At 48.3% G+C, this 13,988-nt stretch carries 13 protein-coding genes; 6 read left to right on the top strand and 7 right to left on the bottom strand.

Going from position 1 to position 13,988, the window contains the following annotated elements; all coding sequences use genetic code 11:
- Positions 1-27: 27 nt before the first annotated feature.
- The 6 genes from efp (at position 28) to JMM79_03620 (ending at position 6,114) form a co-directional block, all read left to right on the top strand.
- Positions 28-591 carry an elongation factor P gene (efp, locus tag JMM79_03645; protein ID QQY08312.1) on the top strand — a complete coding sequence of 188 codons (564 nt, stop codon included), beginning with the start codon at positions 28-30 and terminating at the stop codon, positions 589-591.
- 455 nt (positions 592-1,046) lie between these two features.
- Positions 1,047-1,403, top strand: a complete 357-nt coding sequence (yajC, locus tag JMM79_03640; protein ID QQY08775.1) for a preprotein translocase subunit YajC — start codon at positions 1,047-1,049, stop codon at positions 1,401-1,403.
- A 32-nt stretch (positions 1,404-1,435) separates the two neighbouring features.
- Positions 1,436-3,739: a protein translocase subunit SecD gene (secD, locus tag JMM79_03635; protein ID QQY08311.1), complete on the top strand. Its 2,304-nt coding sequence runs from the start codon at positions 1,436-1,438 to the stop codon at positions 3,737-3,739.
- A 141-nt stretch (positions 3,740-3,880) separates the two neighbouring features.
- Positions 3,881-4,078: a 30S ribosomal protein S21 gene (locus tag JMM79_03630; protein ID QQY08310.1), complete on the top strand. Its 198-nt coding sequence runs from the start codon at positions 3,881-3,883 to the stop codon at positions 4,076-4,078.
- Positions 4,079-4,083: 5 nt separating this feature from the next.
- The gene (locus tag JMM79_03625; GenBank protein ID QQY08309.1) at positions 4,084-4,974 is read left to right on the top strand and encodes an NAD-dependent epimerase/dehydratase family protein; all 891 of its coding nucleotides are present in this window, start codon (positions 4,084-4,086) and stop codon (positions 4,972-4,974) included.
- 54 nt (positions 4,975-5,028) lie between these two features.
- Positions 5,029-6,114, top strand: coding sequence for a hypothetical protein (locus JMM79_03620; GenBank protein QQY08308.1), 1,086 nt, complete (start codon positions 5,029-5,031; stop codon positions 6,112-6,114).
- A gap of 24 nt (positions 6,115-6,138) precedes the next feature.
- Here the strand turns inward: JMM79_03620 and JMM79_03615 are convergent, their stop codons facing one another.
- From JMM79_03615 to JMM79_03585, 7 genes are all read right to left on the bottom strand, one after another.
- Positions 6,139-7,374, bottom strand: a complete 1,236-nt coding sequence (locus JMM79_03615) for an LL-diaminopimelate aminotransferase (protein QQY08307.1) — start codon at positions 7,372-7,374, stop codon at positions 6,139-6,141.
- Between the two features lie 156 nt (positions 7,375-7,530).
- Positions 7,531-8,148 carry a superoxide dismutase gene (locus JMM79_03610; protein ID QQY08306.1) on the bottom strand — a complete coding sequence of 206 codons (618 nt, stop codon included), beginning with the start codon at positions 8,146-8,148 and terminating at the stop codon, positions 7,531-7,533.
- Between the two features lie 49 nt (positions 8,149-8,197).
- On the bottom strand, positions 8,198-10,501 hold the full coding sequence (locus JMM79_03605) for a mechanosensitive ion channel (GenBank protein ID QQY08305.1): 2,304 nt from the start codon (positions 10,499-10,501) through the stop codon (positions 8,198-8,200).
- Between the two features lie 208 nt (positions 10,502-10,709).
- Complete coding sequence (locus JMM79_03600; GenBank protein QQY08304.1) at positions 10,710-12,368, bottom strand: putative manganese-dependent inorganic diphosphatase; 1,659 nt, start codon at positions 12,366-12,368, stop codon at positions 10,710-10,712.
- A gap of 38 nt (positions 12,369-12,406) precedes the next feature.
- The gene (locus JMM79_03595) at positions 12,407-12,787 is read right to left on the bottom strand and encodes a hypothetical protein (protein ID QQY08303.1); all 381 of its coding nucleotides are present in this window, start codon (positions 12,785-12,787) and stop codon (positions 12,407-12,409) included.
- Entirely contained in the window at positions 12,784-13,197 is a 414-nt protein-coding gene (locus tag JMM79_03590) for a phage holin family protein (GenBank protein ID QQY08302.1), read from the bottom strand. Before JMM79_03590 ends, JMM79_03595 begins: the two co-directional genes overlap by 4 nt.
- 31 nt (positions 13,198-13,228) lie before the next feature.
- Positions 13,229-13,660, bottom strand: a complete 432-nt coding sequence (locus tag JMM79_03585) for a DUF883 domain-containing protein (protein QQY08301.1) — start codon at positions 13,658-13,660, stop codon at positions 13,229-13,231.
- Between the last annotated feature and the right edge of the window lie 328 nt (positions 13,661-13,988).

Raw genomic sequence — 13,988 nt, 5'->3', positions numbered from 1 at the left:
TAGCAAAGATCTATTGATCCCACACTAATGGCTCTCGCGAATGACCTACGTAAGGGCATGGCTGTTCGTTACAATAAACATCCAGCTATTGTACTGGAGGTACAACACCGGACTCCAGGTAATCTGAGGGCCTTTGTTCAGGTGCTAATCCGCTACATCAGCACTGGGAGGTCAGCTGAGGTAAGGTTCTCCTCTACTGAAAAAGTAGAGCTTGTAGAGATAACGCGACAGACTCTTGAGTTCAGCTATGCTGACCGCCATGGATACCACTTCATGGAGCCCAAAACCTACGAGACAATCAGCCTACAGGAGGATCTGGTAGTTTCCATCAAAGAGTATCTTACAGAAAACCTCTCAGTAACTATCCTAAAAATAGGAGATAGGCCGGTTCAAATCGAATTACCTTCTTCGGTTAGTCTAAAAGTCATAGAATCCCCGGAGGGGGTTCGTGGGGATTCGGTTAGCAATGTGCTGAAACCTGTCACCTTAGAGACTGGAAAGGTGGTCCACGTGCCTCTTTTTATTAGGGAGGGACAAGCAGTAAAGGTCGATACCCGTACGGGTGCCTATCTGGGTCGTTCTTCTAGTTAGCAGTGAGCAAAGGTGGGAAGAAGTCCGGAGATTAACAGGATAGACAGCTCTTGTAGTATCCTAGAAGCGTAGGCGAAAAGATGCAATGCGGTGTCTACCCAATCAGGCAGGGGCTATTTTTGTGAAATTTCACGTTATCAAGCATCGCTATGTCGCTCAAAATCCTACTCCCAAAGGAAGGCAGAGTATAAGGTGTCCGGGCAATAGATCCAGCAATCCTGCGTGCTTTTGGTTCGCTCTAAGTGACACGTTCCCATTGGGGTACAAGACTAAGTGCCGTTCATTGAACCTACCTATAAATTTTCAGTAGCCTACAACTTTTACTTTTCTTAGCGAGGCCGCATAGGAATCCGCGCCCGTGCTTGAGACGACAAGTCCTTCATTTAGCCAGGCCTCACTCTAGCGTTTACCCGCCTCTTCAGCCAAACTTTTTGAGCCACATCACCCGATTTAATATGACACCTTTCTGTACCCTGGCCCAAGCTACCAGTGTAGCTTTTCAATCAACTACTGGACCAGCAATGCTTAACCAACTCGTCCTCTTCGTTTTCGTTGTTGTTGTCTTCTATCTTCTAATGGTACGCCCACAACAGAAAAAACATAGAGAGCATCAGCGTTTACTACAGGACCTCAAAGCGGGAAGTAAGGTCCTTACCAACTCAGGCATACATGGTCTTATTGCTAACGTGAAAGACAAGACAGTTGTCCTGAAGGTAGCAGACAATGTAAAAATTGAGTTTGAGAAGTCGAGTATTATAGCGGTCGTAGACACAACCGCTGGCCAAGCTAGCCAAGGAAAAATTCCTGATTAAGGAGCCATCCAATTGGAACCTGACAAGATCCTGTGCCGCCTATCCTCCTATTTGCCTTTTGGCTTACCATCGTGGTTCTACTTGGATGGTATTGCATGGAGGATCTTGCTGGGCGCCGACCTGCTCTCGGCCTAATCCTCAGCGGTCTGTTAATATCTTTTTGCCTACAGCAAGTATGGCCTCCCTCGAAAAAAATCCCGTTGGGGCTAGATTTGCGAGGGGGCAGCTCGTTCCTAATTAAGCTAGTCCATCTACCTGGAGAAAGAATTACGCGGGAAATGGTATGGCAAGCGGTAGAAATTATCCGCCAGCGTATCGACTTGCTTGGGATAAACGAGCCCGTTATTGCCCCGCAGGGGGAGAGTCGCATACTTGTTCAGGTTCCTGGGGTAGAAACCCCACAGCAGATAGAGGAAACAAAAGCCCAGTTGCAGCGGATGGCTAGGCTGGAGTTTGCATCCATTCATCCTGAAAGTCAGCGTCTTATCCCGCTAATCGAATCTGGCCAAGGAATAATCCCACCTGGCTACACTGTTAAGAAGGAGCAATTTAAAAACCCTGAGGGGAGCCTTTATACAGCCAAACGCCTTATCAGAAGGCGTCCAGAAATTGCCGGAAACCACGTTGCTGCTGCTCATATTTTTTTCGATCAACAAGGGTACGGAGTAAGTCTTCGCTTAGACAACGAGGGGGCTAAGCTTTTTGATCGATTGGCAGAGGCTCACTTGGGACAATCTCTTGCAATACTATTAGATGGGCAGATTCAATCCACTCCTATTCTCAAGGCACGCCATTACGGCGGGGTAGCCCAGATCACCGGCAACTTTACGGAGCAGCAAGCAAGACATCTGGCAAATATCTTACAGAATCCACTCCGCGTGCCGGTAGAGATTGAGGAAATTCGCAGTGTATCAGCCACATTAGGACACGACTCAGTGCACCAGGGACTTTTTGCCGGGCTAGTGGGGCTAATATTGGTGATGGTGTTTACGGGAATATATTACCGTTTGGCTGGCCTAATTTCTCTCTTTGGGCTCGCTGTGAACATGCTTTTCCTTCTGGGTATGATGGCCATGTTTCGCTTTGTCTTTACGCTGCCCGGAATCGCCGGCATTATTCTGACAATTGGCATGTCTGTGGATGCCAGTGTGCTTGTCTATGAACGTCTGCGGGAAGAGCTAAGGACCAAAAAGGCGTTAGATATTGCCCTCCGGGGGGCCTATGAAAAGGCTTTCAGCGCCATTCTGGATGCCAATGTTACCACACTCCTAGCGGCAATTATCCTCCTTTGGCAGGCAGTTGGGACAGTACGAGGATTTGCGGTAACACTTACACTAGGCATCGTGACATCTCTTTTTACATCACTGATCGTTACCCGCATTCTCTTCCACTATCTTGTCACCAGGGGATATCTCCGGAAACTACACCTGCTGGACTGGATTCCTAAATGGGAATTTGACTTCCTAGAGAATCAGAAGCTAGCCATTGGAATTTCGTTGTTGCTCCTGATCAGTTCCGGGGTATTCGTTGCCTTGCGGGGGAAGAAGAATTTTGGTATCGACTTCCTTGGAGGGGATCTCCTCATTATGCAATGCCAGCACCCCACCAGCCTGAAAGAAGTGGATCATGAGCTGGGCCGGCTAGGCTTTGGGACTATTTCTGTCCAACTTGCGCATGGTATCGGTCCCGAAAGACTCGTCATCCAGGGCCCGAAAGGCTCCTCTAAAGCAATCATTGCTGCCCTCTCTAGCACATCCTTAAATCGAGGGCTGCGGGTGATACAACAGGATGCTGTTGGCGCTCGAGTTGGAAGGGAGTTTGCTACAAGATCAACCCTTGCTCTAGGGCTGAGCGTAGCAGCCATTCTTCTCTACGTTGCCATACGCTTCGAATTTGCCTTTGCTCTAGGAGCAATCGTTGCAGTTGTGCACGACGTTCTCATTACAATTGGCCTCTTTGCCTTCACAGGAGGTACATTCTCTCTTGTTCTGGTGGGAGCTACTCTAATTATTGCTGGGTACTCCGTCAACGACACGATAGTAGTCTTTGATCGCATCCGGGAGAAGTGGGCTGGTGGTAAATCTTTAAGAGCTATCGAGGCGTTGATAAATCAGAGTATTAATGAGACCCTTGGTAGGACTATTTTAACTGGTGGTACCACATTACTTTCTGTGGTGGCACTTTATTTTATTGGGGGAGAAATACTTCGAGACTTTGCTTTTACAATCCTTGTTGGCGTGCTTGTAGGGACTTATTCTTCGGTGTTTGTAGCACCGCCGATCGTTGTTTGGTATGCACGCCGAAAAGGAGGAATTTTCGGGGGAAATTACAGATAAGATTGCTAATGAGATCCTTGTCAGAAAAAAGGCTTGCCCTGGCTTCCCTTCCCGAGAGGTATCGTTTGACGTCCTTGGAAACTTCCGCTAGGCTGGCCCCTCCTGTAGGAAAGGGATGAAAAGAAGAAAGTAGGTGAGATTGTGGCTGAAGTAGTTGTTCGTAGAGGAGAACCCATCGATCGGGCGCTGAAACGCCTGAAGAGCAAGATCGATGCGGATGGGATACTGGATGAGGTGCGGCGTCTGCGTGCCTTCGAAACTCCTGCCCAAAAGGCCAGGCGGAAGGCTAAAAATAACGCCAGGAGGAATAAGATGAAACTTCGCTTTCATGTGCACTGAAGTTTATGGTGCTAGCCGTGCCTAGAGCTTTAATTATTGGGTGCGGGTTCATTGGGGAAGTTGTAGCCGATTTGCTCTTCCAGATGGGATGGGAAGTTTGCGCGACCTGTAGGAGCGATCTATCAGCCGGCCGTCTATCCCATAAGCCTTATCCGATAAGGGCTTGTGATGTTGTACAGGGCACGAGCCTCCAGCTGTTTTCTGAGTTGCAATTGGATGCGGTTTTTTTCTGTGCTAGCTCTCGTGGAGGGGGAGCAGAGGCCTACCAGGCACTGTACCTTCAGGGAAGCTGCAACGTTTCTAAGGTTCTTCGTCCAAAAAAGATCCTCTTTGCCAGTAGCACTTCCCTTTACGCCCAAGAGGATGGGGAGATTGTGGATGAACAAAGCCCTGCAGAACCAAAACACCTGGCGGGTAAAATCCTGCTGGAAGCGGAGAACGCGATACTAAGGACTGGCGGAACCGTCGCGCGACTGGCTGGAATCTATGGACCAGCGCGCAGTGTGCTCATGAAGAGATTTCTTACAGGTCAGGCTCGACTGGAAGGCGATGGCCAGCGCTGGATCAACCAAATTCATCGGGAGGATGCAGCGCGGGCTCTGGTATGTCTCTTACACGCTCCAGAAGGTATCTACAACGTTTGTGATTGCAGACCGGCTAGGCAATGCGAGATATATCAGTGGCTGGCGGACTTTTTCCAAATGCCACTGCCTCGGGAGGGCCATGAAAATCTAGAGCGCAAGCGAGGACATAGCAACAAACGCGTCAGCAACCAAAAACTGCGTGACAGGCAATGGGTTCCACACTGGATGTCGTATCGAGACGCCATCCCCAGTATAGCTTCCACACTTGTTGAGGTCCAAGAGGATTATAGTAGTTCTGAAAAAGTGCTTTAGTAGTATCGAGAGTAAGTGTCTCCCCATTCTAAAGAGAAAACTTCCCTTGGGTGCTTGACTGTCAACAGGAGATTAAACGGAGAAAGTTTTGGGAAGGAAACACGCCACTTTGAGATTTCTATCAAAGGAGAGGATTTACAGTATGAGGTGGGAGATGCAGTTGGAATTCTCCCAACAAACGATCCGCAGTTGGTGGAAAAAATTTTGGGGACACTTAAATTTTCCGGCGGGGAGTTTGTCCAGACGTTTGGAGGAACTACGGTTCCACTAAAGCAAGCGCTGCTCAGTGATTACGCTCTCACTAAACCCCCAAAGTCTCTTTTATCAGCAATTGCCAAAGGAAATTCTTCGGCTGCTTTCCTTAAGAATTTGCTCAACCCTAGTGCGGCTGGGAAGTTAGATCAATATCTCTTCGGAAAGGATATATTAGATCTTCTAGAAGAATTTGGATCCGTCCGTTTTACACCAGAAGAATTTGTTGGGCTTTTGAGAAAATTGCAGCCTCGCCTCTATTCCATTGCTTCTTCCCAGAAGGCTCATCCACATTCTATTCATCTTACTGTGGCCATAGTCCGTTACCTGAGTCACGATCGCCTACGACGTGGGGTATGCTCTACTTTTCTCGCTGAGCGCGCGGCAATGATCCCTTTGTTCATACACTCCGCTAGGCACTTCCATATGCCAAAAGATCCGGATGCTCCAATAATCATGGTGGGACCTGGGACTGGTATTGCGCCATTTAGGGCGTTCTTACAGGAGCGTAAGGCTACTGGAGCTGTGGGGAAAAACTGGTTATTCTTCGGAGGGAGGAGGTATGCCTCCGACTTTTTTTACCGGAGTGAACTAGAAGCCTATCGTATGGAAGGTACGCTGCACCATCTAGATGCTGTATTTTCTAGGGATCAGGAGGTTAAAATCTATGTTCAACATCGTATGCTGGAGAAAGCCAAAGAGTTGTACCGTTGGCTGGAATCCGGCGCTTATCTGTTCGTCTGCGGGGACGCTGCACGCATGGCAAGGGAGGTCGAAGACGCCTTACACAAAATTATAGAAAGGGCCGGAAATAAAGATGGCGACCAGTCAAGAGAATACGTTGCAAGGTTGAAACGTGAAAGGCGTTATCGACGCGATGTCTACTAGGTTTGTCAGGTCTCTTTACCATCTTTACCATCTAAGGCTTTTAAAACGCCGAGCAGCTTCTAGAGCATTTTGGCGACTGCCAAAAGCAGAAACTCGGAAGTATCCTTCACCTTGTCTTCCGAAGCCACTGCCGGGAGTAACCACAATGTTCTTCTCCTTAAGTATATAGTCGAATGCCTGCCAAGAGGAAACCCCATGCGGAGCGCGCACCCAGATATAAGGAGCATTCACACCACCAAAAACAGTCATTTGAGGGCCCTGCAGTGCCTTGCGGAGTATACACGCGTTGCCCATATAATGGCTTACCAACTCACGGACTTGGACCTTCCCTTCAGGGGAGTATAAAGCCTCAGCTGCTCGCTGAACGGCGTATCCTACACCGTTGAATTTTGTGCTGAAACGCCGGTTCCAAAGAGAATGCAGTGCTTTGCATTCACCTGTTCCTGTATCCGCCTCTAGTTCCTTAGGAAGGACAGTGAATGCACACCGTACCCCGGTAAATCCTCCACTCTTGGAAAAGCTACGGAATTCTATAGCACACCGCTTTGCAGCCGGAATTTCATAAATTGAATGGGGAAGCGCAGAGTCAGAAATGTAAGCCTCATAAGCTGCATCAAAAAAGATAATGGCACGGTGCTTCACCGCATATTCTACCCACATAGAAAGCTGCTGGTAGGTAGCTGCTGCACCAGTCGGATTATTGGGGCAACAAAGATAAATGAGGTCTACTGGCTCAGTAGGAAGGTCTGGAATAAATCCATTTGCCTCAGTACAAGGAAGATAAACAAGACCTGCGTAACGCATTCCTGAGGTTTCCACTGCTCCAGTGTGACCAGCCATGACATTGGTATCCACATAGACAGGATAAACTGGATCCGTTATTGCGACACGGTTTTGATCCCCAAAGATGTCAAGAATATTGGCGCAATCACATTTGGATCCATCCGAGATGAAAATTTCATCCTCATCTAAATGTATGCCACGGCTTTGATAGTCATTTTCCACAATAGTGCGGCGGAGAAACTGGTAACCCTGCTCTGGCCCGTACCCACGGAAGGTCTTTCCGCTTCCCAACTCATCCACCGCTTTGTGGAACGCGCTCCGAGCAGCAAGCGGCAGAGCTTCCGTGACATCCCCGATTCCACACCAAATGAGGTGCGTACTAGGACAGGAACCCAAAAACGCTTTTATGCGGCGGCTAACCTCTGGGAAGAGATATCCTTCTCTAAGTTTCAGGTAATTGGAGTTCAAGAAAGCCATACACAGAGGCAAAGCCCCACTCTATCTTTGGAAAGAGGTCTTTCAAGAGGTAAGAAAAAAGGGACACCCCCGAAATCCATCCCTAAAGAAGCCGAACAAAGCCAAAAAAACAAAGGGAGAGCAGGGGGATTTTGCTCAGAAAGATAGGATAGAGCCTCAAGAGGCGCTAGCAGCTAAAAAATACCTCTCCGCCTGGTCCCAATTCATGACATTCCACATGGCTCTCACATAGTCAGCACGCCGGTTTTGGTATTTCAGGTAGTAAGCATGCTCCCAGACATCGAGACCTAGGATCGGAGCAAGCCCTTGGGAAATCGGACTATCTTGGTTGGAAGTAGAAATGACCTCGAGGCCAAGGGACTTGTTCATTACTAGCCACACCCAGCCACTACCAAAGTGGGCAACACTCACCGCCTCAAATCGAGTCTTAAACTCCTCAAATCCACGAAACTGACTGTCAATAGCGGACGCTAACCCCCCTGTAGGAACAGGGCTAGAACCCGGACTGATGATCGTCCAAAAGAAAGTGTGGTTAGCGTGTCCACCACCATTATTCCGAACAACCGTGCGAATTCTCTCGGGGATAGTCGGGAGATGTGAGACAAGCTTTTCGACAGACTGACTCTGCAGCGTAGGGTAACCTTCCAATGCTTTGTTTAAATTTCCCACGTAGGCACCGTGGTGCTTATCGTGGTGAATCTCCATAGTTGCGGCGTCGATATGTGGTTCTAAGGCCCCAAACGGATATCCAAGAAGTGGTACAGTGTATGCCATAGTTACGGAACAGGTAAGCTAGGCACGGTAGCGTATTGTCCTCTCTTAATCAAGCAGGATTGCGATTTTGGGGCTCATTCTCGATATGCACATGGACCGGAGAAGCACTATCTAGGTGAATATCCCGTTGGGCAAAAGGCATATGGATCCCTTCTATGCGGAATAACTGGTCGATTCGAAATCGGAGATCGCTTCCTGGTTGTCGTGGATCCACCTCGATTCCTAATTTTACCCAATAGTAAACGCCGAATATAAGGCCATCACTTCCAAATTGTTCAAAAAACACGCAATGCGGCGGCTGTTTTAGAAGGTACGGAGTTTCGTTTAAGGCCTGAGTGACTAATTGCATAACTCTCTCTATGGAAGCGCCGTAGGCCACAGTAAAGGTGAAGCTGAATCGATGGTTAGGCTCTGTGAGCGTCCAATTGACAACATTTTTTTCTAGCAAAAGGCTATTTGGGATTAGCACTTCCACTCCATCTCCGCGACGCATACGGGAACAGCGACTACCAAGAGCCGTAATCGCTCCTGTGTGGGTGTCTACTTCCACAATGTCACCTACATTTACCTGACGTTCAAAAAGTAAAATAATTCCACTGATAAAGTTGTTAATAAGATTCTGGGCTCCAAAGCCCACACCGATGGCAAGCGCTCCACCTAAATAGGCAAAAACTGTGAGAGGAATCCTGACCCAACTTAACACGCAGAGCGCTAGGAGTAGGATCATAGGGTAAAGCACAAGTTTTTCCAACAAAGCAATACGCGCGGCAGGAAGTTGAAAGCGAATTTGGGCAGCCCTTACGGAGGAGTGGGCAACTTTTCCCAGCAGGGAGTAACCTAGTAGAAAGAGAACTAGAGCAGTAATGATATGTCCTACGGTGACGGAGTGCTCTTCGATAACCACCTGGGTCCCACCGACCATTTTGGTTTCCTTGGAATGCAGAACCTCGTAATTAAAAGTACCAGCAACCGTTGCATACAGGGCACCCCATATCTCCTTAAACCCGGTAGGCAATGGTAGTGGTGGAGCCATTTGTTGCAGTTGGCGCAGCCCATCCGAAAGTCTCCACTGAAGAGTTTCTACCCTCCAGAGAAGCCGCTGTTGCATCTCATTTTGCTCCTGAAACAACCTGAGCTTTTTAGTAAAAAACTCACGATCCGAGTCTTTTAGTCTCCGCTCGTCAATATGTCTTTTAATACCTTCGATAGTAAGCTGCTTGGAACGTACCTCCTGTTCTAAGTGTGGTTTCCATTTTTGGATCAGCTCCAACTTCGGTTTAAGAGCAGAAGCCTCCCTCTGTGCGTCTGTAGTAGAAATCCTATCGCCTAGTTTAGTGAGAGACTTCCAGTAGGCCGTCTCGGTGTCCAGTATATGGAGGTAGCTACGTCCATCCTCAATTATTTCCTCAACTGTTTCGATCTCTACCTGCGCAAGCTCATATTGTTGACGGGCCGAGGTCACCTCCCTACTGCTGGCAGCCCGGTCTGATCGGATTCTGAGATAGCTCTCTCGCGCTTTATTCAAAGCAGCTTGCGCGGGTTGATCGCGCTTATGCGCCTCCTGAATGCAGTGATTGATATCCATCCGCTCCTTCTCTAGCTGACTCAGAGCTTCCTTCCCTTGCTGTGGGCGGATGGCGGTAACATCTGCCTGAATCAATTTTTTGTCGGCAATTGCCTCTTGTCTAAGGGCACCTATTCGCAAAGTCAGGGTGTTTTTTCTGGCAAGATCAGCCAAAATTAACAATTCTACCCCCTTTTTTTGTAATTTAACTAGCTCCTGCTTCCAGTTATTGTTTCCACCAGAGCGGAGACTAAGTTGCCGGATTGCTTGGTCTAATTTAGACAGGTGACTCACGGATTGTTGGGTTCTATCCAACAAGAATTTCATTTCACTTTGAGCTGCCTCCAAGGCCTGCTGAGTGGCATAAAAGCGCTCTCGAGCCAACTCAACGTCTGCGCTGGAAGACCCCGGTTCCGTGCCTAGCTTTACTAAAAATTGACGGGCTTCAGCATTTTTTTGAGTATGATGGAGCGTCTCCAGATTTTCCAGGTAACGCTGTGCATTTCGCAAAACATTTCCAGCGGCAGTAACGAGATCCAATCGTAGCGTTGAGGGAAGGCCTGCTGCAGAGAGGGCTCCGGATATTTTTTCACTCTGCATGTATGTCAATGTAGACTGAGCCTCGTCAATTCCCCGTTTAGCATCTTGCAATTGTTCATCGAGAGTTTTTTCGGTCGAAGGTGTTGAGGGGGCAGTTGAGAGAGAACCAGAAAGACCTGGGAATTCTGGGAATGCCGGCACAGATACGGGAAATAAATACAGGGAGGCAAAAAAGAACAGCCGCAACATAAAAGATACATGTTTCCTCAAAGCCTTTTCAGTTCCTCCTCGGAGGGAAAGAGGGAACCAAATTTGCAACCTATCAGATCCGTGGGGGGAATGTATCACGCGGCGAAGGAATCCTGTTGGAGGCTACTCACCAATCCCTACTCTTGTGCAAGACAAGACTGAGCAAGGGCAGGAGACAAAAAATGGCAGGTGAACTTTTTTCTTCCAACTAAGCAATCTTGTTAAGTAGCCCACTCAGATAGGGCAACAGTTGTTTCTTTCTAGAAACAATCCCGTCTAATTGCCAAATGAAGGGACTATTCATCGGATAGTCAATTTGACGTAAATAATCTTCGCGACCGCGCAAGACAAGAAGGGAGTTTTGCGTATTAATGTCTGTAACGAGTAGAGCGGAGAAGAGATAGCCATGCTCAAGGCGATACTCCTCTAGTACATTTGCCAGCCCTTCTTGTTTTTGAGGTAAATGAGAAAAATTTAATTCCTCGATTTGAGAGACTGTAAAAGTGTAGCCTTGTTCACAATATTCCTTACAGTCTGCGACGATAGCCTGTTGTGCACTTGTAGTCAGTAGAGGCGATCCTGTAGAAAAGATCTCATCTGCAAGTTGGGAAGGGCTTATTCCTGTAGTCTTCGCGAGATTGGCCAGAATCTCGCGATCCTCAATGGTAGTAGTGGGGGAAGTGAGGTTAAGCGTGTCGGAAACGATGCCTGCCATTAAGATACCTGCTACATTTTTCGGAATTGATAGTCTTGCCATCTGAAAGCAGCTTGCCACGACAGTGCAGGTCGAGCCCACAGGGCGATTAATAAAGAGGATTGGCGCGGCGGTATTGATAGATCCTAAGCGATGGTGGTCCAGAATTTCTACGATCGGCACTTCACTAGCCCCCGTAACCGCCTGACTTAGCTCGTTGTGATCTACCAAAATTAATTGCCTGGGGATAGGTTTTAGAAAGTCGCTTTTGGAGAAAACTCCCAGCACCGTTCCCCCTCCCTGTTTAAGTACAGGAAATATAAATTGAGGTGAAAATGCCAGAGACCTACGCGCCTCCTCTAGAGAGAGGTTAGCACGGAGAAATTGGGAGTTCTTGTGGAGCATTTGGCGAGTACGAACGGAGCAGCGTACGTGGATAATGGTGCTAGGAGCATCCAATTGGGTCAAAAGGAGGGCAGTTGCATTTTTTCTACAAACCCCCACTAATTTTCTTGTGGGGATGGCACCTTCCACAAGGAGAATAGCCCCAACCCCCCACTCAGCTGCCATTTCCAAAATGGAAGGGCGATCCCCCACAATAACAATGGTACTTTTAAGATCAGTGGATTTATTAAGCACAGCGGAGAAAGAATTCTCCCCCCCCGCTCCTATCAAAAGTGAATAAGTCTCCGGCTTGGACGGAGGAGACGGCCCAACGTTCTTGGCATTAAGACTCTCACAAATATCAGCGAGGCTAGCATATACAGTACAGCCCGAAGGGGCTGTTTTCCTATCACCATTGAGGAGTAAGTAGTCGGTGAGCTTTGGGGTGGAAAGCATACCGACATAATAACCGGCTTTATCCACTACGGGTAAACTGCGTACGCGGCGAGCTTCCATCCGAGAGAGCGCATGTAGGATAGGTTCATCTAGTTTTGCCGTCACTACTGCCCTCTCCATGACATCCTCAACACGTGGAGAAACATCGCTCAGAAAAAGGGGAGCAGAGAAGCCAAATCTTCTTAGAACATAGTCTATCCTCTGGTTGGTGTTTCCGCAGCGTGCCGCTGTGGTAGCAGTTTCTCCATGGGCGTGTTTGAACGCTGCGTATGCCAAGGCTGAGCAAATAGCATCTACATCTGGATTCCTATGCCCGACAATGAAGGTTCTCATTGTGAATAGCCAAATCCCCCACCATCTTGCGCTTCCCTTTAGGTACTACGATCCTGAACGTACCACTCGTGGACCTTTTTGCCAAGATATGCTAGAACCTCCGGTTTGACTAAAGGAACCAGAAATCTGAGAGTCGCCAACAGAATTCCCCACAGGGTGAAAGATTTCAATGGTACCGGCGAATGGTCACCTTCTCCCTGGAAGTAGAGACTTTTTTTTCTTCTTCGGAGAAATCGAGCAAGTAGAAAACTGCCGGCAGCAGCCATCCAAAAAAAAAGATTTGGGTGGGTGCACCTTGACCATCGAATTTTTTTTGCGGCATTCAACTCTTGGGTCAATGCACAAAAATTCTTCCCTATGGCCAGTCGGCTTTGTCTGATTTCCGCCAAAAGGAGCTGCTTGGTGGGAAAAGAGTTCACTCAGCAAAGAATCTAAGAGTCTTTAGGTCTTCCTTCACTTCATCTAGAGTAGCCGCAAAAACCGGCTTATTTATCCATCTGGCAAGGATGCTCGCACATGCTAGGGCACCTACCGCATGGAACGCAGCAAGTACCAGCAGCACCCACTCCCATGCCTCTCCAGCCCAACGGGCTAGAGAAAGTATTAGGAATGAAAGCAGGAGTAAATAACCGATCAGAAAGAGGAGGATTGCAACCACTAAGGTGATGACGAGACGAAAACAATGCACACCTGCCTCGCGGCCTTCCCATACTAAGAGAAACAACCGCGCAATAAAGTGCCGAACTACTCCCTTTATTAAGGCCTTCAGTTCACCAAACCTTCCTCTTACTCCTTGCCTTTCCCGAGACGGTAAATCTGGCGTGGACACGTTTATTGCTTATTGTGTGCAACACCGGCCATTACTGCCGTCGCCAAAGGACAACGCCCAAGAAAAAGCCAATCCCCACCGCGATTCCAATGGATTTTAGCGGATGAGAATGAACATAATCCTCAATATTGGACTGAAGAGTTTTTGCCTTAGAGGAAGCCTCTCCAACGGCAGTCTCGGCCTGCTCTAGACAAGTGTGGACCCCCTGAGAAGCCTGGCTGCGCAAAGCTTCGCAAGCATCGGAGGCGGCCTCACTGAGGTCTTGGACTGCCTTTCCAAGATGACCCTTGCTACTGGAAAATACGGCCCTAGCCTCTTTTTTTGCCGTATCACCCACATGTTTTGCAGCCTGGGTAGTAGCCTCCCATGCTCTTCGGGCATGCTCCGAGCTGCTTTCCAATTTCTTCTTTGCTGATGCCGGAGTATCTTCCGGAGTTGAGATGGTTTCAGTTGGATCTAACATAGGGGGGAATTGTTTCTCTTCGATGTTCGTCTGAAACTACTCCCCACGCCTGGCGATTGGCAAGCATGATTGGGGACTACTAGCGTCAACATTGGAGCATCTCTCTGAACTTCTGCTCTAGGCAGAGCCAACAAGTAGCCTTATAGCAATCCCTTAGGAGGACCGTGCTGGCTGCCGTCCCCCTCAGTATAAAGATTAACGGTAAAAAGTAGCGGCCCAAAACGCCCACCAGCTCATCCGATTTTCTACCGCACACTACCGTGCCCCTCACAGCAGGTTGTTTATATTTTTTACCTCTCCTTACCGCAGTGTCGAAAAAAAGAGACGA

The organism is Candidatus Xiphinematobacter sp., assembly GCA_016766635.1.
GTDB lineage: Bacteria > Verrucomicrobiota > Verrucomicrobiia > Chthoniobacterales > Xiphinematobacteraceae > Xiphinematobacter.
The sequence above is the reverse complement of the archived record's forward strand: the minus strand, read 5'-3'. Positions and strand labels throughout refer to the sequence as shown.

Bases quoted from the DNA above. Each gene is read 5' to 3' on its own strand.
- efp (QQY08312.1), top strand. From the start codon at position 28: ATGGCTCTCGCGAATGACCTACGTAAGGGCATGGCTGTTCGTTACAAT.
- yajC (QQY08775.1), top strand. From the start codon at position 1,047: ATGACACCTTTCTGTACCCTGGCCCAAGCTACCAGTGTAGCTTTTCAA.
- JMM79_03625 (QQY08309.1), top strand. From the start codon at position 4,084: ATGGTGCTAGCCGTGCCTAGAGCTTTAATTATTGGGTGCGGGTTCATT.
- JMM79_03615 (QQY08307.1), bottom strand. From the start codon at position 7,374: ATGGCTTTCTTGAACTCCAATTACCTGAAACTTAGAGAAGGATATCTC.
- JMM79_03610 (QQY08306.1), bottom strand. From the start codon at position 8,148: ATGGCATACACTGTACCACTTCTTGGATATCCGTTTGGGGCCTTAGAA.
- JMM79_03605 (QQY08305.1), bottom strand. From the start codon at position 10,501: ATGTTGCGGCTGTTCTTTTTTGCCTCCCTGTATTTATTTCCCGTATCT.
- JMM79_03600 (QQY08304.1), bottom strand. From the start codon at position 12,368: ATGAGAACCTTCATTGTCGGGCATAGGAATCCAGATGTAGATGCTATT.
- JMM79_03585 (QQY08301.1), bottom strand. From the start codon at position 13,660: ATGTTAGATCCAACTGAAACCATCTCAACTCCGGAAGATACTCCGGCA.